General features: G+C 60.5%; 20 protein-coding genes. 4 read left to right on the forward strand and 16 right to left on the reverse strand.

Going from position 1 to position 23,959, the window contains the following annotated elements:
• Positions 1–146: 146 nt before the first annotated feature.
• Together AACP59_RS05395 and uxuA are read left to right on the forward strand one after the other, a co-directional pair.
• Positions 147–1,799 (forward strand): mannitol dehydrogenase family protein, encoded by a 1,653-nt coding sequence (locus tag AACP59_RS05395; protein ID WP_339350209.1) that lies wholly within the window; start codon positions 147–149, stop codon positions 1,797–1,799.
• An 83-nt stretch (positions 1,800–1,882) separates the two neighbouring features.
• Positions 1,883–3,010 carry a mannonate dehydratase gene (uxuA, locus tag AACP59_RS05400; protein WP_297316398.1) on the forward strand — a complete coding sequence of 376 codons (1,128 nt, stop codon included), beginning with the start codon at positions 1,883–1,885 and terminating at the stop codon, positions 3,008–3,010.
• A gap of 355 nt (positions 3,011–3,365) precedes the next feature.
• Here the strand turns inward: uxuA and AACP59_RS05405 are convergent, their stop codons facing one another.
• The 16 genes from AACP59_RS05405 to AACP59_RS05480 all read right to left on the reverse strand — a co-directional run bounded on the left by AACP59_RS05405 (position 3,366) and on the right by AACP59_RS05480 (position 21,325).
• A complete protein-coding gene (locus AACP59_RS05405) occupies positions 3,366–4,811 on the reverse strand; it encodes a tagaturonate reductase (protein ID WP_297316399.1) in 1,446 nt (481 codons plus the stop codon).
• Between the two features lie 93 nt (positions 4,812–4,904).
• Positions 4,905–5,570 (reverse strand): bifunctional 4-hydroxy-2-oxoglutarate aldolase/2-dehydro-3-deoxy-phosphogluconate aldolase, encoded by a 666-nt coding sequence (eda, locus tag AACP59_RS05410; protein WP_339350211.1) that lies wholly within the window; start codon positions 5,568–5,570, stop codon positions 4,905–4,907.
• Positions 5,571–5,645: 75 nt separating this feature from the next.
• A complete protein-coding gene (locus tag AACP59_RS05415) occupies positions 5,646–6,650 on the reverse strand; it encodes a sugar kinase (RefSeq protein ID WP_297316401.1) in 1,005 nt (334 codons plus the stop codon).
• 266 nt (positions 6,651–6,916) lie between these two features.
• Positions 6,917–8,164 (reverse strand): FAD-binding protein, encoded by a 1,248-nt coding sequence (locus AACP59_RS05420; RefSeq protein WP_339350212.1) that lies wholly within the window; start codon positions 8,162–8,164, stop codon positions 6,917–6,919.
• A gap of 101 nt (positions 8,165–8,265) precedes the next feature.
• Positions 8,266–9,135, reverse strand: coding sequence for a triphosphoribosyl-dephospho-CoA synthase (locus AACP59_RS05425; RefSeq protein WP_339350213.1), 870 nt, complete (start codon positions 9,133–9,135; stop codon positions 8,266–8,268).
• On the reverse strand, positions 9,128–9,823 hold the full coding sequence (locus AACP59_RS05430) for a GntR family transcriptional regulator (protein ID WP_339350214.1): 696 nt from the start codon (positions 9,821–9,823) through the stop codon (positions 9,128–9,130). Before AACP59_RS05430 ends, AACP59_RS05425 begins: the two co-directional genes overlap by 8 nt.
• On the reverse strand, positions 9,823–10,365 hold the full coding sequence (gene citX / locus AACP59_RS05435; RefSeq protein WP_339350215.1) for a citrate lyase holo-[acyl-carrier protein] synthase: 543 nt from the start codon (positions 10,363–10,365) through the stop codon (positions 9,823–9,825). Before citX ends, AACP59_RS05430 begins: the two co-directional genes overlap by 1 nt.
• A complete protein-coding gene (locus tag AACP59_RS05440) occupies positions 10,358–11,413 on the reverse strand; it encodes a [citrate (pro-3S)-lyase] ligase (protein ID WP_339350216.1) in 1,056 nt (351 codons plus the stop codon). The genes citX and AACP59_RS05440 overlap by 8 nt, the downstream gene beginning before the upstream one ends.
• A complete protein-coding gene (locus AACP59_RS05445) occupies positions 11,410–12,150 on the reverse strand; it encodes a GntR family transcriptional regulator (protein ID WP_297317312.1) in 741 nt (246 codons plus the stop codon). The genes AACP59_RS05440 and AACP59_RS05445 overlap by 4 nt, the downstream gene beginning before the upstream one ends.
• A gap of 48 nt (positions 12,151–12,198) precedes the next feature.
• Positions 12,199–13,731, reverse strand: a complete 1,533-nt coding sequence (gene citF / locus AACP59_RS05450) for a citrate lyase subunit alpha (RefSeq protein ID WP_339350217.1) — start codon at positions 13,729–13,731, stop codon at positions 12,199–12,201.
• Complete coding sequence (citE, locus tag AACP59_RS05455; RefSeq protein WP_297317310.1) at positions 13,728–14,609, reverse strand: citrate (pro-3S)-lyase subunit beta; 882 nt, start codon at positions 14,607–14,609, stop codon at positions 13,728–13,730. The genes citF and citE overlap by 4 nt, the downstream gene beginning before the upstream one ends.
• The gene (gene citD, locus AACP59_RS05460) at positions 14,597–14,902 is read right to left on the reverse strand and encodes a citrate lyase acyl carrier protein (RefSeq protein WP_297317309.1); all 306 of its coding nucleotides are present in this window, start codon (positions 14,900–14,902) and stop codon (positions 14,597–14,599) included. Before citD ends, citE begins: the two co-directional genes overlap by 13 nt.
• Positions 14,899–16,074, reverse strand: coding sequence for an NAD(P)-dependent malic enzyme (locus tag AACP59_RS05465; RefSeq protein ID WP_339350220.1), 1,176 nt, complete (start codon positions 16,072–16,074; stop codon positions 14,899–14,901). The genes citD and AACP59_RS05465 overlap by 4 nt, the downstream gene beginning before the upstream one ends.
• 47 nt (positions 16,075–16,121) lie before the next feature.
• Positions 16,122–17,054, reverse strand: coding sequence for an AEC family transporter (locus AACP59_RS05470; protein WP_339350222.1), 933 nt, complete (start codon positions 17,052–17,054; stop codon positions 16,122–16,124).
• Between the two features lie 138 nt (positions 17,055–17,192).
• Positions 17,193–19,850, reverse strand: a complete 2,658-nt coding sequence (acnA, locus tag AACP59_RS05475) for an aconitate hydratase AcnA (RefSeq protein ID WP_339350224.1) — start codon at positions 19,848–19,850, stop codon at positions 17,193–17,195.
• A gap of 227 nt (positions 19,851–20,077) precedes the next feature.
• Positions 20,078–21,325 carry an FAD-binding protein gene (locus tag AACP59_RS05480; RefSeq protein ID WP_339350226.1) on the reverse strand — a complete coding sequence of 416 codons (1,248 nt, stop codon included), beginning with the start codon at positions 21,323–21,325 and terminating at the stop codon, positions 20,078–20,080.
• Between the two features lie 305 nt (positions 21,326–21,630).
• Here AACP59_RS05480 and AACP59_RS05485 point away from each other — a divergent pair, with 305 nt between their 5' ends.
• Positions 21,631–22,695 (forward strand): uroporphyrinogen decarboxylase family protein, encoded by a 1,065-nt coding sequence (locus AACP59_RS05485; RefSeq protein ID WP_339350228.1) that lies wholly within the window; start codon positions 21,631–21,633, stop codon positions 22,693–22,695.
• 69 nt (positions 22,696–22,764) lie between these two features.
• The gene (locus AACP59_RS05490; protein WP_339350229.1) at positions 22,765–23,955 is read left to right on the forward strand and encodes an ABC transporter substrate-binding protein; all 1,191 of its coding nucleotides are present in this window, start codon (positions 22,765–22,767) and stop codon (positions 23,953–23,955) included.
• Positions 23,956–23,959 lie beyond the last annotated feature (4 nt).

Below are 23,959 nucleotides of genomic sequence, written 5' to 3' on the forward strand. Positions count from 1 at the left end.
TCCCATGGCAACCTCATGAGTCATGAGAAACAAACGGCAACTCAGGAGGCCGATGTGGACCGGCTTGATAGGTTCGATATACAGAGAGGACAGGACGGAGACGCCCCCGCCTCCGCATACGGTTCTTTTTGCAAAGGAAGACGCTGATGCTACACCTGAGTGACAATATCAATACCGAAAACAAGGTCTGGCAGGAGACAGGTGTGGCCCTGCCATCGTTCGACATCGATGCGATGCGCCAGGCCACCAACCGTTCGCCCGCCTGGGTCCACTTCGGGGCCGGCAACCTCTTCAGGGCCGTTCACGCCCCCATCGCCCAGAAACTCCTGGATCTGGGATCCACCGACAGGGGCATCCTGGTGGCCGAGTCCTTCGACCCGGCCATCATCGACCAGGCCTACACCCCCTTTGACGACCGTTTCCTCCAGGTCATCCTGAAAGCTGACGGATCCATGGAAACCTCGCTGATCGCCTCGGTGGCCGGCACCTACCCCCTGGGGGAGGATCCGAAACCCCTGCAGGACCTGAAACGGGTCTTCCGCGATCCCGGACTGCAGATGATCACCACCACCATCACAGAAAAGGGATACGCCCTGGTCGACGCCAAGGGTGAGCCCCTGCCCTGGATCGCCCCGGAATTCGAGGGAGGACCCTCCCAGGCCAAGAGCGCCATCGGCGTCATCACGGCCCTTCTCCTGGAGCGATTCCAGGCGGGCTCCTTCCCTCTGGCCCTGGTCAGCACCGACAACTTCTCCCGAAACGGGGAACGGTTCGGACAAGCCGTCAGACAGATGGCTGACGAGTGGATCAAGAGGGACCTGGCCGGGCAGGACTTCGGCGACTACCTCAGGGACGGGAAGAAAATCACCTTCCCTCTGACCATGATCGACAGAATCACCCCCAACCCCGACAGGGAGGTTGGCCGACGGCTCGAGGCCCTGGGCATCGCCGACGCCGCACCCTTCCGCACCAAGGGCGGAACCGCCATGGCCTCATACACCAATACCGAGGAGACCTGGTACTGGGTGGTCGAGGACGACTTCCCCGCAGGCCGTCCGCCACTGGAGAAGACCGGGGTCTACATGACCGACAAGGACACCGTCAACGCCGCCGACCAGATGAAGGTCACCACCTGTCTGAACCCGCTCCACACGGCCTTGGCGGTCTTCGGGATGCTCCTGGGGTATCCGACCATGTCCAGGACCATCGCCGACCCGGACCTGAAGGCCCTGGTCACCCGCCTTGGTTATGTGGAGGGGTTGCCCGTGGTCGAGGACCCGGGCATCTTCTCCCCCAAGGAATTCCTCCGTCAGGTCATCGAAATCAGGGTCCCCAACCCCGGACTGCCCGACACCCCGGCGCGTATCTCCACCGACACCTCCCAGAAGATTCCTGTCAGGTACGGCAATACCATCAGCAAGTACATCCGAACCGAGGGGCTGGACGCGGCCGACCTGGAGGCCATTCCCCTGATCATCGCCGCCTGGCTGCGGCTCCTGATCGGTTCGGATGGACAGGGAACCGACGACGCCGGGCGGTCCATCAAACTCAGCCCCGACCCCCGCATGGAGGAACTCCAGAAGATCCTGGGCGGCATTCCTCTGGACGGCTCCGTCAAGGAGGAGACCCTGGCCGCGACCATCAAACCCATCCTGGCCGACGCCACGATCTTCGGGACCGACCTGAACACCACACCGCTGGCGGGCAAGGTCGCGACCGACATGGCCTCCATGTGCCTGGGCCAGGGAACTGTGGCGGACACTCTTCACAAGGCCACGGCCGCCTGGCAGAACCAATAGTCATTCCGGCGTCCTGCCCCGGACCGGGGGACGGAAAACACAAGGGCCGTGTCCGATGGATTCGACCGTAAGGAGAGAACATCATGCATATGGGATTCCGCTGGTACGGTGAAGGCAACGACACCATCAGCCTGGATGACATCCGCCAGATTCCCGGGGTGGAGACCATCGTCTGGTCCCTCCACCACAAGCAGGCCGGTGAGGTATGGCAACCCGACGAAATCGAAAAGGCCATGGCCACGATAACCGGGCTTTCGGCCAAGGACCGGGCTGCGGGCATCACCAAGACCTTCAATGCCGATGTGGTCGAATCAGTCAACGTCCACGAATCAATCAAGACGGGGTCGACGGTCCTGGGAATGAGCCGGGACCAGGCCATAGAGGCCTACATCGAGACCGTGGCGAACCTGGGGAAGGCCGGGGTCAAGGTCGTCACCTACAACTTCATGCCGGTCTTCGACTGGCTACGGACAGAGATGTTCCATCCCTGCCCCGACGGGTCGACCGCCCTCTACTACAACCAGCACCAGGTGGACCAACTCAGCCCCCAGGGCATCATCGACGAGACCCTGAAGGGGGCAGGCGCCCTGACCGTGCCGGGTTGGGAGCCCGAACGACTGGCCCACCTCCCCGAGCTGATGGAGGCCTATCAGGGGATGGACCACGAGAAGATGTACGCCAACTACAAGTACTTCCTGGATGCCGTGATCCCCACCTGCGAGCGCTACGACGTCAAGCTTGCCGTCCATCCGGACGATCCCGCCTTCGACCTGTTCGGATGGCCGCGTGTGGTCTCCAGCAAGGAGGGGATCCAGCGGGTGCTGGACCTGAATCCGAGCCCCCGCAACGGCCTCTGCCTCTGCCTGGGCTCTTTCTCCTCCAGGAGGGGGAACGACGCGGTGGACGCGGTCAAGACCTTTATGGACAGGATTCACTTCAGCCACGTGCGCAACATCCGCTTCACCGACCAGGACGGGTCCTTCTTCGAGGTGGGGCATCGGGCCAGCGAGGGCGACGTGGACACCGTAGGCATCATGAAGGCATATGCCGAAGCCGATTATCAGGGCTATATCCGCCCCGACCACGGGCGGCATCTATGGAGTGAGAACACCGAGGCCGGCCGTCCGCGCCCTGGTTACGGCCTGTACGACCGTGCCATGGGCATCCAATATCTGTTGGGAGCATGGGACGCATTCCGGTATAACCGCTGAGGCAGCCCGGTAGCAACACCACCAGGGGTCCACTCGTCCCGTCCGACGGGGGACCCTGTCCTTTGACTATGGAAGAGACCACGCCGGGCCAGGTCTGGTCTCTGGGCGATCTCAGGAAAGGCACCGGATTCCAGACTGGAACCGGCCTCGGGAAGAAACTGGTGACTGGACCCCATAATAGGGAAGTGCCCGATGAAAGGTTCTGGTCAATCGCGAAACCCGATCTGACATCAGGCACCTGTTCAGTGTTCTCCATCAGGGCTGATACCCCGATGAAAGCTTCATATGACCGCCTGAGACGGCGGACAGGTTGTGGCCGTTCGGCCCTCCACGGGAAGCCCAGCCTTCCGATCAATCAGGCCAAACGGTCGATCAGGGGCTGAACGCCCTCATCAGCAATCCGGTTCAGGTCCGACCGAACGGCATCGACCAGTCCCTCGATCCGTGTCAGGTCATGGCCCCAAAGGGAGGTGGCGGAGAGGACCCTGCGGGCATAGTCATCCCGGTCAGCCGCACGACGGAAGGTGTCGATGACCTCCGGATCATCCTGGATCCGCACCGCATCACCTGTCCTGCCTCCATAAATCCACAGGAGGCAGGACAGGGCCAGGACGATACGCTTCGGGAGACCACGCCCCTGCTCCGCATTGGCATTGATCAGGGGGAGGAGACGGGCGACGAACTTGGAGACCGAGTTGAGTCCGATGGAATCAAGAGAGTGCCGGATGAAGGGATTGTCGAACCGCTCCCGTACGGCCGCCGCGAAGTTCTCCAACTCCTCCCTGGGCAGACTCTGGACGGGGATGATCTCCTCCTCCATTTCACGGGTGATGAAGGAACGCATGGTCTTATCGGCCATGACCTCTCCGACGGTCCGGAATCCGGCCAGGCGGGCCACCTGGGCCATGGTCGTGTGGGGTCCGTTGAGCAGGTATACCTTGCGCTCCCTGTAGGGCTGAACGGCATCGCAGGTCACCAGGTCGATGCCGGCCTTCCGGGCGGGAATCAGCTCCTCAACCTTGCGTTGGGCGGCCTGGTCACCGGCCACCACCCAGAGAAGGAAGGGCTCGGCCTTGACCATGTTCCGGTCCTCATAGCCCAGCTTCCCCCATAGCTCCTCCGCATCGTCGCGCGGGTAACCGGGGACAATCCTGTCCACCAAGGTGCAGACGAAGGTATTCTCCCGGTCAAGCCAGTCGATGAAGTCCTGTCCCCATCCGAACCGGGTGGCGACCTCGATCAGGGCCCGATGCAGGGCCAGACCGTTTTCGGCGATCAGTTCGCAGGGCACAATCAGGAAGCCCGGCAGTGACTTGTCAAACCTGCGCTTGAGGAGGTGGGCCAACTTGGCCGGATAGCCGACGGGGGGCTGGGTTGCGACCGTATCCGCATCATCGACCGCAATGCCGGCCTCGGTGGTGTTGGATATGATGATCTGCGTCTCCGGGTCATCAGCCAGGGCCAGATAACCCTCCCAATCCCGGTAAGGGTTGACGGTCCTGCCGATGGAGTCCACCAACTCATGACTGCGGACGGGCCGGCCATCCTTGAGCCCCTCCAGGATTACGGTATAAAGCCGATCCTGGTCCTCCAGGGCCTGGACCCTACCGTATTCAAGGGGTTGCACCACTGCGACGTTCCCCCCGAACAGGCCCTTATCGTTCAGCTGCTGGACTATCCAGTCCACAAAGGCCCTGAGGAAGTTCCCCTCGCCGAACTGAATGACCCTGATGGGCCGTCGGGCCGCCTTCGAATCGGTTAGCCCCAGGCGGATGGCCTCCGCTTCTTGCAATCTCTGCACAATCGCTCCTCTCCGCTCTCCTGTCTCCACCTCTCCCGGAAGGCCTGCCAGGCCGGTTTCCCCTATAGCCGAAGACGGGTCCGGACCAGCCAATCAGCCTTGTACCAGCTTCCTGGCCTGCCCGCAAGCATCGGTGACGGCCTTCCAGTCGCCTTGGCGCTGGGCCGCGGACGGCACCGGGAAACTTCCACCCACAGCGAAGACGTTGGGAAGGTCGATGTACTCGCGGACGTTCTTCAGTCCCACCCCCCCGGTGGGCAGGAAGCTCATCTCGGCAAAGGGGCCGGACAGGGCCTTGAGGGTCTTGACCCCGCCATAGGCCTCGGCAGGGAAGAACTTGGTGAAGCGCAGACCGCGGTCGTAGGCCTTCTCGATGTCGCTCGGGGTTGCCGTTCCCGGCAGGACCGGAATCCGGGAGTCGATGCACCAGTCGACCACGGCATCGCTGAAAGCCGGGGAGACTATTCCCCTGCAACCCGCCTGGATGGCCTGGCGGGCCTGATCCACCGTATGCACGGTCCCAGCCACCAGTGTCACCTCGGGCACCTGTTCGTGAATGGCCTTCATCCCATCCAAGGCGGCCGAGGACCGGAAGGTCACCTCGGCGATCGGTACCCCGCCTGCAGCCAAGGCCCTGGCCAGCGGGACCGCTTCTTCGGCGGAATGCAGGGTGACCAGGGGAACCACCTTAATCTTACGGATCAGGTCGATCAGTCCGGTCTCATCCTCCAGAACACCCGACTTGTCAAACTCGCTCATACTTGCTTCCTTCTCTTGTGGAATCCGTCGTTCATCTTCAAGCAGCACGCCCGGTCAGGGCATCCCCGCACCAGTTCAGACGACCTGCCGTACAGCTGCACGCTGGTGACTGGCCATGAAGTCCTCCAGCTCAGCCTTGGTGGGCAGGCCCTCGTTATCGGAGACCACCTGGGTCTGCATGGCCCCGATGGCACACCCACGTTCCAGAGCCTCCGACATGGGTCGTCCCTCCAGAAGGGCGGACAGGACCCCGGCCGCGAAACCATCTCCGGCACCGACCGTATCCACGACCGCATCAACCTTGAAACCAGGAACGTAAACACACTCGTGGCCGTCCGTTGCATAGGCCCCGTCGGGGCCATCCTTGACGACCGCGTAATGGGCGCCGTTGTCGATGAAAGCCTGACCGATGTCGCGCACCTTTTCCAGACCGAACAGGTGCTTGCCCTCGGAGATGCCCGGCAGGACAAGGTCGGCCTTGGAGCTCAGGGCCAGAAGGGTCTGCTTCATCTGCCCATCGCTCTTCCAGAGGGCGGGGCGCTCGTTGGGATCGAAGGAGACAAAGACATGGTTGGCCCGGGACTGTTCCATGAGAGTCTTGCTGGCTTCCAAGGTACTGGCTGAAAGGGGCGGGAGGATGCCGGTCATATGCGTCAGGGATATGCCCGTGTAGTCGATGCTCTTAATCTCGGCGGGACCGATGGCCGAGGCTGCCGAATCTTTACGGAAGTAATAGGTCTTGGGATCGCCCTGCTCGACCTTGGTCTTCATCATGAAGCCTGTGGAGCGGGTGGTATCCACCCCGACCAGAGAGGTATCCAGACCGTTCTGCCGCATAAAGTAACGTATCCGATCGCCAATCGGATCCTGTCCGACGCGGGTCATATAGACCGGACACTGGCCCAGGCGTTTCAGACCGATGGCCACGTTAAGCTCAGCACCGGCCACCGATGCACTGAAGGATCCGACCTCACTGCAAGGCCCCTCCTCACCGGCGGCGAAAAGCCCCATGCCCTCACCTACCAGAAGAACCTTGCCGGGGTGGACGCCATTGACCGATATGTCGTGTGAGACCGCCATAACATTCCTTCCATGACCAGGACACCGATGGACCCGACAGGCCCGCTTCACCCCGCACCACCGCGGGAGGCAGCCTGATACAGTCACTGCAGTCTCAAAGCTATGTGCCTGAAGGAAGGCACAGGAAAATGTTGCCAGCTGTTGCTTGTTCCCGACAACGGCGTCGGGAACAAGCAGGCATTCAGATTCGCGATATAAGCGATACGGTCACCGAATCACTCCAGCACCGACCGATGCCGGGGCAACCACACCGGATGCGACTCCTGTCAGACCAGGTTGATGCCGGGTGTGACCGGCTCGGGGATCAGATGGATGCCGAAGGTCCGGTCCACCCCCTCCTGGATGGCGCGGGCCAGGGCCACCAGGTCATCGGAACCCGCCCCCCCGCGGTTGGTCAGGGCCAGCGTGTGCACGTCCGACAAGGCGGCGGCCGACCCCCGCCCCAGGGCGAACCCCTTATGGAAACCGGCATGGTCGATCAGCCAGGCCGCAGAGGTCTTGACCATGGGGACATGCGCGGCCCGCCCGCCTTCACCGGCGGGATACCTCGGGGCATCCTCAGGCAGGGCGGCCGCGGCCTCCCGGCTGATGACCGGGTTGGTGAAGAAACTGCCACAGCTGTGCCGGTCCAGAAGCACCCGTCCGCCCCCGGGGCCGTGGATGTCATCCTGAACGGCGGTCAGCGCCTCCTCCAGGTCGGCGGCCCTCCGGCAGGACCCCATCCAATCGGTCAGGTACCGGTACGGGTCCTCCAACATCCCCTTGCCCGCCCTGACGGCCAGGACCGCCTGACGAACCCGCCCCAGGGGAAGGACCGACCCGGGAACCACCCCCAAGGCCCCGGCCAGCTGGACGGAACCCACCCGGGCGGCCGACCCATGCCGCAGGACCAGGGTGACCGAGAGGACCACATACCTGGGGGTCGGGAAGAAACGGTCATCCGGGACGGCCGGCGCCTGGTACATGGTCCGCTTGAGGAGGGACGTCCTATAGCCGAAACCCAGATCCGACGCCCGCAGACAGGCCGTGACCTTGTCCTGACGGTCCCACACCTCGACGGAGTCAACCACACGGCCGACCTCCTGGCCGTAGGCACCGATGTTCTGCACAACCGAGGCACCCACCGTCCCGGGGATCCCCGAAAGCCCCTCGACTCCGATCAGGCCCATCCGGACGCAGTAGGAGACCAGGTCGTCCCAATTGGTCCCGGCCGGGGCATTGACGTGCACCATGGGCTCACCACCCTCGGGCGGAGCCACCTCGTCGGGCACCGAGACACCCTGACGGGCATCACGCACCACCACCCCCGGAAAGTCCCCATCCGACACCAGAAGATTGGACCCGCCACCAATCACGCACAGGGGCAGCCCCCTGGAATCGGCGTCCTCAACGGCCTCGATCAACCCGACCCTGTCACGCGGCTGGACGAAAACCCCAATCCGCCCCCCCACACCCACGGTGGTGATATCGGCAAACGCCGGAGTCACGGCATTGACGGAAACAACATCTGGCATGCCCTTCACTGTATCATCGCCCCTCACAACAACGCCCCACCCCCCGACTGGCAGAACCCAGGGGCACCGCGCCCAAACCACAGAACCCGAAAACACGAATCTCAACCCAAGGAAGCACCATGACCGATGACAGACGCGCGCAAATGCTCAAAGAAGTATCCAAGAGCTAGAAAATCGGCCGTTCCCCCTGGGGACAGGTGGCGTTGAACCATATCCTCATCCATGGTGCGCAGGGCCTGAGGGAGATCCCCGTCCCCGACTTTCTGCAGCTCCCGTGCACGATGACGGACCCAGGCCAACCCAGCTGTACCTGCCCGGTGCAGAAGATTGCTGTCCTCCAGGACCATCATCAACCGCAGCATCAGGCGAAGATAAAAGACATCATCATGAGCGGCGGGCGCACAAAGGCAAGGAAGGACACAGGTACGCAAGGTGGGGCAGCCGGCCATCACCTCACCTCGGACCCCCTTGACCCCATCAGTCAGGTAGAGCCGCTGTCCATAAGTGAGCGGCCCATCCTTTTGGAGATTCCTGAAGTCTTCGCCCACATCGGAGCAAAGGGAGGCCACCAGCGGAAAGAGGGAGGAGAAATTCTGGCAGACCAGAGCCTCCAGTGTGAATCGGTTCATCAGACGTCCGAGACCGGCAAGGAGAAACCCAAGAGTGAAGTTGATGCCTTTGTGGGTGTTCACCCCCCCGGTGGCCCGGAGCATGGCGCTTTCGGCCGCTAGACCTGTCTTTCTCACACGTCGGTATACCAGATTTGTCCCGCCGGGCTGGGCACCGAGTCGGACGTATTCCGGAAAGAACGGTGAAAGGGCCGCGATGCTGGCCGCGAAGGTGTCGAGGTCCATGTCATCGTGCGCCCCGGAGGAGTATGGGTCGACCAGGCCTGGCTTGGGGCTGAGTAACACCTCGTCCGTCAGGGACTGAGTCGCGGCGCCGGCCAGGAGCTGTGCGGTTTCAACCAACGTGCCGAGCCTCCATGACCGAAAGTATGAAATCCAGGGAATGGGCCAGATGTTGACGAATGATGGACTCCACCCGGTTCTGATCACCGGTCAGCATGGCGTGGTAGATGTTCCAGTGTTCGTCAATGGCCAGCTGGCGGCGGTCATTCCCCCTGACCGAGATGTCTCGGAAGTAAACCAGATAGTTCTTGAGCCTGGTGACGATCACTTTCAGCCTGGGCATGTCGCAGGCATCGTAAATGAAATCGTTGAAGGCGGTGAACATGGTGAGTACCTGGTCGACCTGGCCCTGTCCGTTGCAACGATCAGTCTCCTCCAGGATCTCCCGGAGACTGAAGAACTGGTCGTGGGTCATGATCTGCATCGCCCTGATGGTGGCCAGGGTATCCAGTTCCCTGCGGATGTCGAAGATCTCCCGGGCATCCTTCCGGGAAACCCCACGGGTGATGATACCCACCCCGCTCTTGCGTTCCACCAGGTTATCCCGATCCAATCGGTCCATGGCTTTCCTTATAGGAGTGCGGCTCACGTTCAGTTCCTTGGCCAGGCTCTTCTCGTTGATTCGCTCGCCGTCAGGTATCTCACCCATGAGTATGGTCTGTCGGAGGGCCTGATAAACGGCTTTGCCAATGGATTTGCCCGGAGAGAGGTCCAGGTGCTGATGAACGGTCTGCGCAACCTGATCCATCAGTATTCCCATCCGCTGCCGGCCAAGGTCTCGACCACCGACCTGATTTCCTCAGGCCTGTGTCGCCGTGACCGGGCACATTCCTTGGCAGGACGTTCACAGATCAGACAAGGCCTGGGCACCCTGCCAAGGTCTTCACGGGATATCTTGACAAGCCGACCATTCTCGAGAGTGAGCACATCCAGATCCATCAGAGTGCAGAAGGGCCGGTATCCTTCAAAATCCAACACGTCCTCCTTGAGCTCCCTTGCCGGCATGAGACTGACCAGAAAGGCCTCAGGTCCTGTGGGAAGGTGGAGGACGTCCTGATCAAGCAGCCCCGCCTCCAACAGCTGATGGAGCCGATTGACAGCCTGGTCGAACACCTCCTCCAGGGCACGCCCTGTCTTGACGGGGCCGGCGATGCGCAGACCGACATGGAGGAGGCTGGAATGGGGGTTGTCTTCCAGAAGGCTGCGCTGGCGCTCCACGCGGGCATCCCTGGCCTGGAGCATCTGTCGAAGGTCGACGGGCGGGCCGTCCATGATTCCTGATTCATCCATGATTCCTCCTGCTGGGACGATGGGATTCACCTGCCTGGTCTCGGGTGCCCTGCATGCGGGTCCTGATGATGTATGAAGCCACCGAGTCCGGACAGAGACTTCTGACGGCCTTCTTGTCGCCCGCATCGATGGCCTTACGGACGGTTCCTGCACTGACCACCCGCCCGTTGAGCTCCAGACGGGGCAGAACGATCAGCTCCGGGTGCCCCTGGAAGATTCGCTTGAGCTCCCGGTTATAGATGGCCGTAACCGGTGAGAGGGGCTCGGTTCCCACATAGCGGCGGGCAATGGAGAGTCGAGGGGCGATGGAATCCTTGAAAATACAAGCGTCGACCGAGGCCTGGGCCGCAGCAACAGCCGAGGGGACCCTATCTTTCAGAAAGTAGGAGGGGAAGGTCGTGGCGGAAACCAGATAGTCACTGGTCGACAAGACGACCACTCCGGTACGGTCGGCCACCATCCCCCTGACCAATCCCAACCTTTCTTGGGCGTTGAAGGTCGTGTCCTGAGCGGAGAGAACGAAGAGGTAGACGACTGCGTTGTCCTTGGCCGCGCGGTCGATCAGATGCAGGTGACCCAGAGTCGGGGGGTCGGCCTTGACCACAACCGAGGCAACGGGGGAACCCGGATGTGCCTTGGCACCGAGACTGGCCAGATAATCGTTCAAATCCGGGTGGCCGCACTCCATCAGGTGCACCACCGGGGTGGATGCGACGTGATGGAATCCCAGCGAGCGGAAGTAGGGTGCCGTGTCCGGCTTGGTGTAGACGAAGGCGTGGTCGTCCCTGCCCTCCTCTGACAGCCTGTCGAACAGGGCCTGGACTACGGTGGCCAGAAGCCCACCCTGACGCTCGTCCGAACGGACAGCGACCTCCTTGATGATCCTGCCGGACAGGGAACCGGTGGCCAGAAGCTCACCTCCACGGAAAACCCCGACCGTGTAGTCCAGACCGAGTTGGGGAGTCAAACCCGCCGAACGAAGCAGGCTTGACCAGGCCTTTCTGCCCTCCTGGTCGAATTCCAACCAAATCCGCCTCAGCTCGTTCATGGCCGCCCCTCCGACATGATCCGCAGCAAATATGTCTCCGAGTGGTCCAGGTGTTCAGCGACCATGGCATCCACCAGGCCGGAATCATGGTTGACCATGGCCTGGTATATGGCCTTGTGTTCATGTATGGCTTGCCCGCAACGCTGCGGATTGGACAGGCCCATGATTCGGAAGTGACGCAGATAATCCTCCAGCTGGATGATGATGTCCCTGAGTCTCGGCATTTCACAGGCCTGGTAGATGAACCGATCGAAGTCCCCCATGGCACCAATCACCTCAGAGATGCACCCCTCGGCGTATAGGTGATCGATGCTCTGCAGAAGTCGGCCGAGCTGGTCGAATTGCGCCATGCTCATCCACTCCATAGCCCGGCGTGAGGCCAGGGACTCCAGACGAACACGAATGGTGTAGATCTCCTTGGCATCATCCAGGGTCACCCCTTTGACCACCATGCCGGAATGGCCACGCACCTCAATCAGCCCCTCGTCTGCCAGTCTGTTGAAAGCATACCGGACGGGTGTCCGGGAAACATTCAATTCCTGGGCCAGCCAGGTATCACTCATGGGTTCGCCGTCGGGAATGGCTCCCTGGATGATGGATCTACGAAGGGCATCATAGAGGTTTTCCCGCACCGTACCATGTCCCTCCACCTCCATCCGTGACACCACCGCCCTGGCGACCGGCCCTAGGACGCGACCGTCATCACCCATCTGGAATCCCGGTATGACTTCCATCATCTTCCTCACCCGGCCCGCATTGGACGGGCCAATAGGGACCTTGGTCCCTCACACTTCGTGGACGGCATCAATCAGTGAGCCGTCCCGGTACTCGACCAGGGCGACCGTCCGGTCCTTGAAGCGAATCGGATCGGGCGTGCCCGTGATGGCGTAGGCCTTGTCACGGAGCTGGTTGATGTCCAGGCGGGGAACATCCAGTCCGTCCAGCATGGTGTTCAGGTCTTCGCGCCTGGGATTGACAGCCACGCCATACTCGGTGACCACCACATCTACGGAATCTCCGGGGGTGACGACCGTCGTAACCCGATCCACGACCGTGGGAATCCTGCCCCTGACCAGGGGTGCCACGATCATACTCATCCTGCAGGCTGCCGCAGTGTCGCTGTGCCCGCCCGACGCCCCGCGTATGACCCCATCGGATCCCGTCAGGACATTGACGTTGAAACCGGTGTCCACTTCAAGGGCGGAGAGTATGGCCACATCAAGCTGGTTGACCACGCTCCCTTTGGAGAGGGGGCTTGCGTACATCTCGGCATCGATTTCGTAGTGGTTATCGTTCCTGGCCAGCGAGAGGGCGCTAGGGTGGTCGAAATCCTGAACATCCAGGATCTTATCGACCTGGCCAGCCTCCATCATTTCGACCATGGTATTGGTGATGCCTCCCAGGGCGAATCCCGCCTTCAGACCATGCTCCTCCATCATGGGACGAAGGAATCTAGTGACAGCCAGGCTTGCCCCGCCAGTGCCGGTCTGGAAGGAGAATCCGTTCTTGAAGTAATCAGTTGCAGCGATGACCTTGGCGGCGTATTCCGCAATGAGCAGTTCTTTGGGATTCTTGGTCAGCCTGGTTGCCCCCTTGGCGATACCCTCGGGATTGCCGATGGCATCTACACGGACCACGTAATCCACATCGGTCTGCGGAATCGAGACGGGCGTATTGGGGTAGGGCACCAGACTATCGGTGATGGCGACCACCTGGTCGGCGTATCGGGCATCCATCCGGGCATATCCCAAGGATCCGCATGTCGCCTTACCGCTCGTCCCATTGATGTTCCCGTAAGCATCGCAGGAGGGCGCTCCGATGAAGGCGACATCGATATGGATATCTCCGGAAGCCATGGCTCTTGCTCTGCCACCATGCGATCGGATGACGACCGGCTTGTCCATGATGCCGTGCGAAACGGCCGCACCCAACTTGTCGCGCAGCCCCGAGGCCGTGATGCCGGTGACCACGCCCTTTTCGATCAGGTTGATCAGGGGTTCGTGGACATTGGCTATGGAACTTGGGGCTATGGTCAGGTCCTTGATTCCCATCTTGTCGATTTCCTCCATGACCATGTTCATGACATAGTCGCCTTCACGGAAGTGGTGGTGGAAGGAGATGGTCATACCAGACTCCAGGCCGGTTTTGACGATGGCCTCGTGAATGGAATCCACCAGTTTCGACTCGCCCGGCCGACGGGGATGAACCCTGGTTTGCGCCCTGCGGTAATCATGGATGCGGGCGAATTGTCCTTTATAGAGTCCGAAGACCGATGCATAAGGCTCCGGGATGTCCCTGTCGATACTGTTTTCCGTCATGACTCCACCTTCATTCCTGCAGCCTTGGCCAGGGCAAGGGTATACCTGGCGCGCTCCACGACCGGCTTGTCGACCATTTGCCCGTTCACGGCCACCACGCCCGAGCCTCGTTCCTCGGCCTCTTTGAGCCCGGCCACTATTCCCATGGCTTTGGTGATCTGTTTCCTTGTGGGAGCAAAGATGGAATCGATGACCGGAATCTGCCTGGGATTGATGACCGACTTCCCATCGAAACCGAGCTGTTTGATGGCCTTGGTCTCACGAATCAGGCCCTCCTCGTCATCGATATCGGAAAAAACGGTATCGATGGCCGCGATGCCGGCCTCGCGGGCGGCATGGAGGATGAAGTTCCTGGCAAAGAAGAGTTCCGATCCGTCCGGGGAACGGTAGGTCTTCTGAGAGGTCACGTAATCCTCCGCACCGAGTGCAATCGCCATCATCCGGGGAGAGGCATGGGCAATCTCCCGGGAGTTCAGAACGCCGGCAGCGCTCTCGACGGCGGCCATCATCCTGGTACGCCCCAACGGAATATCGTGTTCCCGTTCGGTATGGGTGATGACCGCGTCCACGTCTCGGATATCCTGCGAGGTTTCGGTCTTGGGCAGACGGATGACGTCAATACCAGCCAGAACCATGGCCCTGACATCCTGATCGCCGCCTGCGTCCAAGGCATTGATGCGGACCACCTTCTCCACATCTCCATAGTCAAAGCTCTTCAGAGCCGAATAGACCAGCATCCGGGCTGAATCCTTCTCCTTGAGGGAGACGGCATCCTCCAGGTCGAACATGATCGAGTCGGCCCCGTACAGGGTACAGTCCCTGAGCATGGCGGCATTGGATCCTGGTACGAACATCATGGTGCGTCTCAGCCTATCCATGAGTTGATCCCCTCCCAGTCGTAATCCTCACGGTCGGCCGCACGATAGGCGGCCACCAGGGTACGTGCTTTGATTGTGCAGTCCAGGGCACCCTGGTCCTGCGCCTGCACCTCGGCCGCATCGATACCGAGTTCTTCCAGGGTCTGACTGATCAGCTTCTCGATCTGCGCGCCGAATTGTTCCTTGACACTGCTCTCCAGATCAATCCGTATACCCTGACGAGCGGGTTTGAGTGTGACGATGATATCACTGGATTCCAGACTACCCGCGGAAGCGGGGTGAGTGATGTTCACGCTGCATCCTCCTTATGCTTGCCTTCTTCTGCAACATAGTTTGAAACGGCCTGGGACACCGCTTCTACCACCCCAGGGTCGAAGACACCGGGGATAATCCTGTCGGCCGCAGGGTGCGCCACCAACCTGGCCAGACTGGATGCAACGGACACCTCCAGTCCGGGGGTGACGCGCTTAAGCCCGGATGCCAGGAGCCCCTTGAAAAGACCCGGGTAGGCCAGCACATTATTGACCTGATTTGGGTACTGGCTCGACCCGGTGGCGAAGACGGCGGTTTTGGTGCCGGGCACCAGACGGGGATCTATCTCCGGCTTGGGGTTGGCAAGGGCGAAAACAATAGGGGACTCCGCCATGGAAGAGATCTCCGCTGGATCAAGGACATCGGCCACGGACAGTCCCACGAAAACATCACACCCACGAATAGCCTCGCCCAGGGGCGCACGCGGTTCGATGCCCCGATGTTCACCTGCCTGGGCACGCTGGTAGGCGTTGTAGACTTCATCCGAAGCAGTGACATATCCGTGGACGTCGACCAGGACCAGGTCATCAATACCATAGGCCCGCAGGAGTCTGGCCGTAGCGATACCCGATGCACCGGCACCGTTGATCAGAACCCGCAGTTTCCTCACGTTTTTGCCCACAACCTTGGCGGCATTGATCAGAGCCGCCAGAATGACGATGGCGGTCCCCTCCTGATCGTCATGGTAGACCGGGATATCCAGGCGTTTGCTGAGCTTCTCCTCGATTTCGAAACACCGGGGAGCTGCTATATCCTCCAAGTGGATTCCCGCGAAACTATGGGAGATATTGGCCACGGTATCCACGAAGTCATCGACCGAAACCTGCTGAATGGCCATGGGTATGGCATCCACACCGGCCATGTCCTTGTAAAGGAGGGCCTTTCCCTCCACTACCGGAAGTCCGGCACTGGGGCCTATATCGCCCAGCCCCAGTACGGCGGATCCGTCAGTGATCAGGGCGACCAGTTTACCGCTCATCGTATAGCGGTATCGCAGGTCGGGATCCTTTTCAAGCATCCTGGAAAGCACCGCCACTCCTGGGGTGTACAGCTCGCCAAGGTCCTGTTTGTCATGGACCTCAAATTCGGATTTAATGCTGAGCACACCTTCATGTTTGGCGTGCATCCGTAAAATCTCGTCATTAGCCGACATGGGTCACATTCCTTCTTGTGTGTATATTCTGGTTCATATCCTGCGGATCAGGACAAGAGAAGCATGGCGACACTCAGGGTCACGAAGGACAGGACGGTGCTGAGGAACTGGGTGGAGGCCATCTCGGACTCCGCGATCTTGTAATCCAAAGCCAGATTTGTCGGCATGGTGGCAGTAGGAATCGCCATGGTGATCACAACGATGCGGGTCAGTTCCGGACCACAACCGAAAGCCGCCATAATACCCCAGACAATCGCGGGGAAAGCCAGGTTCTTCAGGAAGACGGTGACGAAGACATTCCTGTTGAAGGCGATCTTCCTGGTGACCAGAACGATTCCGGTAGCGAACATGGCCACACCACCGGCCGTCTTGCCCAAAACAGAGAAGGTGCTCTCCAGCTGCCCGGGCATCCGCAGTCCGATCAGGCTCAGGAAGAAGCCAAGGAAGGCGGCGATGACCAGGGGCTTGGTCAGGGACTTCTTCAACCGTTGGACCACGGTAATCTTCGGGGCGTCCGAATCCTCCTTGTCTGCGAGCGCGCTGAAGACGAAGGGAAGAAGGACCACATTGATGATCAGGCTTGCGATGCCGATGTCGATGGCGCTCAATTCAGCGTTGAAGAGCAGAGGCAGAACAGCGGAGCCAATGAAAGGGATCGATGGGTCGGCAACCGAAAGAGCCCTCAGCACGGATATGTCACGGTCAGCCTTAATTACGAAGGCATAGACGATATAGAGGAGGGCGAAACAGACAACCATGCTGCCCAGCATCCACAGCGCCAGAGGAATGTCCTCGATGATCAGTTTGCGCGGGGTCTTCCATATGCCTCCGAAGACGTGCATGGGCAGGGCATAGGTCATGACGAACTTGATCAGCATGCTGCTGCTCTTGTCATCGAAGTGACCTCGCTTGGCTGCAAACATGCCCAAGAGAATGGTCACCAGGATAGGCAACAGAGCGAAAATAACGGTTACCAGCATATTGCACTCCTCTATCTGTCTGTGTGACTTGTCCCTTGTCGGCTGATGACTGCACCGTCAGACGAAGGGACCTTTTTGCGTACGTTTATTGGGGGGGGGGGATGCAGAGGGACCGACCGATCAGCTGAGGTCAAGCCCTCATCCCTTTGATTCAAGAACCTTGTTCAGGATGCCCCCCACCCCCAAGTAACTGATTTCCGCCTCTGAATCCAGCCGAAGGATGGTGCTGATGGAGGTCTCACGTCCGTCAGCGAAGACGATGTCCACGGAAATCTCCTGACGTGGCTTCAGGTCGTCCGGCAGGACGAGGCTGAAGCGCTCCCCTCCGTCGAGTCCCAGGCTCTCGGCATTCTGCCCGTTCTGGTACTGGAGGGGCACCACACCCATCATGGCCAGGTTGGATCGGTGGATTCGTTCAAAGGATTCAGCCAGGACCGCACGAACACCCAGCAGTTTGACCCCCTTGGCCGCCCAATCACGGGAGGAACCCATCCCGTAATCCTTGCCGGCGATGATGATCAGCCCGGTACCATCCTTCCGGTAGCGTTCACAGGCCTCGAAGATGGTCATGATCTCCGCGGTGGGATGGTACCTGGTGAAGCCGCCGGACTTGCCACCCGCCAGTTGGTTGTGGAGCTGGGTGTTGGCCAGGGTTCCCCGGACCATCACATGGTGATTGCCACGGCGGGAACCATATGAGTTGAAGTCGCGCACCGACACCCCCCGCTCCGTCAGGTACTGCCCTGCCGGGGAGGCACTGGGAATGACACCGGCGGGTGAGATGTGGTCGGTGGTCACCGAATCGCCCAGCTTCGCCAAGACCGATAGGTTGGTCAGATCGGGACGGCCGGAGATTCCCTTAACCTGCTGGTCGAAATAGGGTGGATTCGCCACGTATGTGGACGTTGGATCCCAGGAGTAGGTCTCGGATTCGTCAACCCGGAGCTGATCCCACTCCTCCCGACCGTCGAAAATGTTCTTGTAGGCCTCGCGATAGGAATCCGAAGTCACGAACCGCTTGGCATAAGCGTCGATTTCTTCGGTCGTAGGCCAGATGTCGCGCAGGTAGACGGGATGACCATCCTTACCTGTGCCCAGGGGCTGGGTCTGAAGATTCCTACGCATGTTACCGGCCAGGGCGTAGGCCACCACCAGGATCGGGGAGGCCAGATAGTTCCCACGGATCAGGGGGTGAATACGACTCTCGAAATTCCTGTTGCCACTCAGAACGGCCGCCGTGGCGATGCCGGTCTCTTTCAGGGCCTGCTCGATGGCTGGATGAAGGGGTCCGGAATTGCCTATGCAGGTGGTGCACCCATAAGCGACGATGTTGAAGCCGAGTTGCTCCAGATAGGGCATGAGTCCGGTGGCCGTCAGGTATTTGGTCACCGCCTGAGAGCCGGGGGCGAAAGAGGTCTTCACCTTGGGCGACACGCTCAGCCCCTTCTCGACTGCTCTCTTTGCCAGAATCCCGGCCCCGATCAGGACCGAAGGGTTGGATGTGTTGGTACAACTGGTCAGGGCGGCGATCATGATGTCGCCTGTGCGGATGATCTCCCTGTGCCCATCAAGGTCGATGTCCACGCTGGCATCCAAGTCATCTGGGCTCATGCCAAAACCCTGGTTCCCCAAGGGGGCGGTGACCTCCGCCTCGAAGGCTTGGCTCATGTCGCCCAGCTTGATCAGATCTTGAGGACGTTTGGGACCGGCAAGACTGGTGGAGACCTTGGAGAGATCACATTCGATGACCTCGCTGTAAGCGATCCGACCGGACTGGTCAGGCTGGTAGAAGAGCCTGTTGGTCTGCATATAATCGACAGCCCGCTGAATGACCTCGCTGTCACGTCCGGTCAGACGCATATAGTCGATGCTTTTCTGGTCGAAAGGCGAATACCCGCAGGTCGAACCGTACTCAGGCGCCATGTTGCCCAGAGTGGCACGGTCGGCAACACCAAGGTGCTCGTAACCGGGGCCGAAGTACTCCACGAACTTGCCTACGACATCATGCCGCCGCAACAGGTTGGTGATGGTAAGAACCAGGTCCGTGGCCATGACACCCGAGGGAAGGCTGCCGGTCAGATGAACCCCGACCACCTCGGGGATGGAGAAGATCGAGGGTGCACCCAGCATACAGGCCTCGGCCTCAAGACCACCCACCCCCCAGCCCAGGACGGCAAGCCCATTGATCATCGTGGTGTGGGAATCGGTGCCGAACACCGTATCCGGATAAAGCAACCGGCTCTTGGGATCGAACTGAACCACCGGAGAGAGATGTTCAATGTTGATCTGGTGGATGATGCCTGTATCCGGAGGAATCGCCCGGAAGTCGTGGAAGGATTTCTGGGCCCATTTCAGCAGGCGGTAGCGTTCGGAATTGCGTTCATATTCACGCTTGACGTTGTAAGCCATTGCTCCTGGGTTGCCGGCCTCATCAATCTGGACCGAGTGGTCAACCACCAGATCGACCGGTATTTCGGGGTTGACCTTGTCAGGGTCGATTCCCATCCGGCCCGCCGCATCCCGCATGGAGGCCAGATCCACCACGCATGGGACGCCCGTATAATCCTGGAGAATCACCCTGGCAGGATAAAAATCAATGGGCTGGCCGACGTGTTCGTCCCAGTGCAGGATGGACTGGACGTTTTCGGTCGACAGGTCACCACCCGACTCTCTCACTGCGTTTTCCAAGAGAATCCGTATGGTGTACGGCAGGGTATCCAAATCGATGTCAGCCTCCCGAGCAACGGTTGGAAGGTCCACATACCGCTTGTCGTCCATCGTTTTGATGCACTTCATTGTCATTCCTTTCGGGAGCGAAATCACGTATCGCACACTCGACCATGAGCTACTGTTCTCCTGATATCCCTCAGTGTATTGAGGTGGAAAATGTGTAATGGGTCACATCCGGTTTTAGATTGTTTTTCCGCCTCAAGGGCCGACCAGACGTATGCGAGGGTTTGAAATAACAAAAACCGACCTCGGAAGGCCGAGGCCGGTCAATAATGGGAAAGGAGATGACGAACCTATGCCAGGTTGATGCCGGGTGTGACCGGCTCGGGGATCAGATGGATGCCGAAGGTCCGGTCCACCCCCTCCTGGATGGCGCGGGCCAGGGCCACCAGGTCATCGGAACCCGCCCCCCCGCGGTTGGTCAGGGCCAGCGTGTGCACGTCCGACAAGGCGGCGGCCGACCCCCGCCCCAGGGCGAACCCCTTATGGAAACCGGCATGGTCGATCAGCCAGGCCGCAGAGGTCTTGACCATGGGGACATGCGCGGCCCGCCCGCCTTCACCGGCGGGATACCTCGGGGCATCCTCAGGCAGGGCGGCCGCGGCCTCCCGGCTGATGACCGGGTTGGTGAAGAAACTGCCACAGCTGTGCCGGTCCAGAAGCACCCGTCCGCCCCCGGGGCCGTGGATGTCATCCTGAACGGCGGTCAGCGCCTCCTCCAGGTCGGCGGCCCTCCGGCAGGACCCCATCCAATCGGTCAGGTACCGGTACGGGTCCTCCAACATCCCCTTGCCCGCCCTGACGGCCAGGACCGCCTGACGAACCCGCCCCAGGGGAAGGACCGACCCGGGAACCACCCCCAAGGCCCCGGCCAGCTGGACGGAACCCACCCGGGCGGCCGACCCATGCCGCAGGACCAGGGTGACCGAGAGGACCACATACCTGGGGGTCGGGAAGAAACGGTCATCCGGGACGGCCGGCGCCTGGTACATGGTCCGCTTGAGGAGGGACGTCCTATAGCCGAAACCCAGATCCGACGCCCGCAGACAGGCCGTGACCTTGTCCTGACGGTCCCACACCTCGACGGAGTCAACCACACGGCCGACCTCCTGGCCGTAGGCACCGATGTTCTGCACAACCGAGGCACCCACCGTCCCGGGGATCCCCGAAAGCCCCTCGACTCCGATCAGGCCCATCCGGACGCAGTAGGAGACCAGGTCGTCCCAATTGGTCCCGGCCGGGGCATTGACGTGCACCATGGGCTCACCACCCTCGGGCGGAGCCACCTCGTCGGGCACCGAGACACCCTGACGGGCATCACGCACCACCACCCCCGGAAAGTCCCCATCCGACACCAGAAGATTGGACCCGCCACCAATCACGCACAGGGGCAGCCCCCTGGAATCGGCGTCCTCAACGGCCTCGATCAACCCGACCCTGTCACGCGGCTGGACGAAAACCCCAATCCGCCCCCCCACACCCACGGTGGTGATATCGGCAAACGCCGGAGTCACGGCATTGACGGAAACAACATCTGGCATGCCCTTCACTGTATCATCGCCCCTCACAACAACGCCCCACCCCCCCGACTGGCAGAACCCAGGCCAGGCAGACACCAGATGAGTCCCGAAGCCCTATCGGATTTCCCTATACCGCATGCAAGTTCCGCAGATTGCCGGGACGCAATGAAAAGCCATAGAAATTAGCTATATATCAGAGCGTTGACCCGGCCCTGACAAGGCGCTATGATGTGTGACAAGGGCAGGGAAAATCACCTCCTCGCCCCGGGGCGATCGCCTCCCGAATCACACAATCCAAAAGCACAGGTTTCAACCAAGGAATTGCCATGACCGATGACAGACGCACAGCATTTCATAGGATCGCCAGGAAGAATGGAGACAGGGCCTTTCTGACGAGTGCCTGGCAGCATCATGTAGGGCACGAATACGGGGCCGCCGAATTCGCAGGAGCCACCGTGGACTTCGTCAAACGATGGGACTGGGATTGGGTCAAGATTAATCCGCGGGCCATTTACTACGGAGAGATCTGGGACGCCGTCTATGACCATGAGGATTACGACTGGCTGGTACCGAAGACCATACGACCGGCCATCCAGAGCGCTTCGGACATATCGCGCATCGACGTTCGCGATCCCGAAACCAACCAGGTGCTCAGGGAACAGGCGGACGCGGCTCGACTCATCCGGACAAGCCTGTCGGACAGAGCCATCCTGGATACGATCTTCTCCCCTCTCTCCGTACTCCTCCAGCTGGCGGATCTTCCCCTCTACCCCGAGGGCCTGGGATCCGATCAGAACGAAAAGGACGATCTGACCAGACAAGAACTGATTTTCGACCAACCGGACGCTTCCAAGGAGGCACTGGGCAGAATCGCCCGCACCCTGGCCGACTTCGCGGCCCTCCTGGTCACCCCGAGGGAGCAGGGAGGGGCAGGACTGGATGGAATCTTCTTTGCCGAGACCGGTTTGGCCAGCCACGACTACTTCAATCAGGAGCAATTCGAAGAGTGGGCGAAACCATACGACCGTATCGTCATCCAGGCGGTGAGATCAGCCAATCCGGATGCGGTGGTCCTTCTCCACACCTGCCGTGAGGAGGCCCACCCGGAACGGTTCATGGACCTGAATCCCGACCTGCTCCACTGGGACCAGTTCCTCCCCGGCAACCCCGAGATTGACGTTGACTTCCAAGCCGTACCCGTTGGCGGGGCCAATTTCGAACTCTTCAACCCGGGGAACGACACCAGTCAGATCCTCAAGGAACTGGATCGCACCATCGAAGCCCGTCAAGGGCATCCCTTCCTCCTGGCGCCCTCCTGCACCATTCCAACGCCGGCGGATGAAGGTGCCCTTCGGGTACTCAGCCAGACCAGGGCTCCGATCCAAGACTGAACCTGCTCAAACCGACCACACCCGACAACCAACCCAAGAACAATCGTCATCATTCAAAAAGGAGACCTCATGGTGAGAGGAACCGGACAGGAACGTCTGCATCGAAGCATCATCACGGCAACAGCATCAATCACGGCCGCTATGACCATGACCGGAGCCCTCTCCGCCTGCGGACTCGGGGGTGATACCGACTCCTCCTCCGGGCCTGAAGACCATGTGACCATTGCAGCCATCTACCCCAAGACCGGACTGTACGCCGAATACGGGAAGATGTTCCAACAAGGGTTCGATCTTGCCAAAGACGAAATCAACGAGAAGGGCGGCATCAAGGGCAAGCAGCTGAACATCGCTTACTATGACACCCAATCCGACGCCAAACAGGATGCGGCGGTGGCACCCAAGATCGCCTCCGACAAGTCGGTCATCGCCGTGGTGGGCGACTACTCATCGCCTGCCTCGTCCGCGGCATCCCCAATCTTCCAACAGGCCGGACTGGTCCACTACGGATTCAACAATTCCTCTCCGGTCTTCACCAAGTCCGGCGATCACGTCTGGACTCCCCAGATAGGCGACAACACCTATCAGGAGGTTAACGCGGATGCAGTGTCCAAACGTGCCAAGAAGGTCTCCGTGGTCTATCTCGAAAACGACTGGGGCAGGGAATCATACCGGTACTTCAGGCAGGAAGCCGAACGCCGGGGATTGCAGATCGCCTACCAATCCTCCTACCTGCCCGATTCCACCGACCTGACTCCCATACTGATACCCGCCAAAGATGCCGCCCCGGATGCTGTGGTGGACATTGGCTATGGACCGGACGGAGCGCTGATCCTCAATACGCTCAGGGACAAACTGGGGTACAAGGGGCCCTTCTTCGGCGGCCAGGAAACCAAGGAATTCCTCGCTCTCACCGGAGCGAACTCTCAGGACACCATCATCACCGGCAGCTTCTCAGCCACCGGCACCAAGGACAACAAGGCCCAGGCCTTCGTCAAGAGCTTCGAGAAGCGATACCATACCGTTCCCGGCAACTTTGAAGTCACCTCCTACCAGGCCATCATGGACCTGGCCCACGCAGGGGAAAAGACCAGTCCCACCCGCCAGGGCATTCAGGAAGCCCTGAAGACAGCGGACGACTTCCCTCTCTATCAAGGCAATGGCGGCACCTTCCGGTTCAATACCCGGACCCGTCGGGCTGATGAGATCAAACCCATCCTGCTTCAGGTTGACAGGGGCAAATTCAAGCAGATCGAGGAATGAGTCC

Origin of the sequence: Bifidobacterium indicum (assembly GCF_036987015.1) — a bacterium.
GTDB classification, from domain to species: Bacteria; Actinomycetota; Actinomycetes; order Actinomycetales; family Bifidobacteriaceae; genus Bombiscardovia; species Bombiscardovia indica.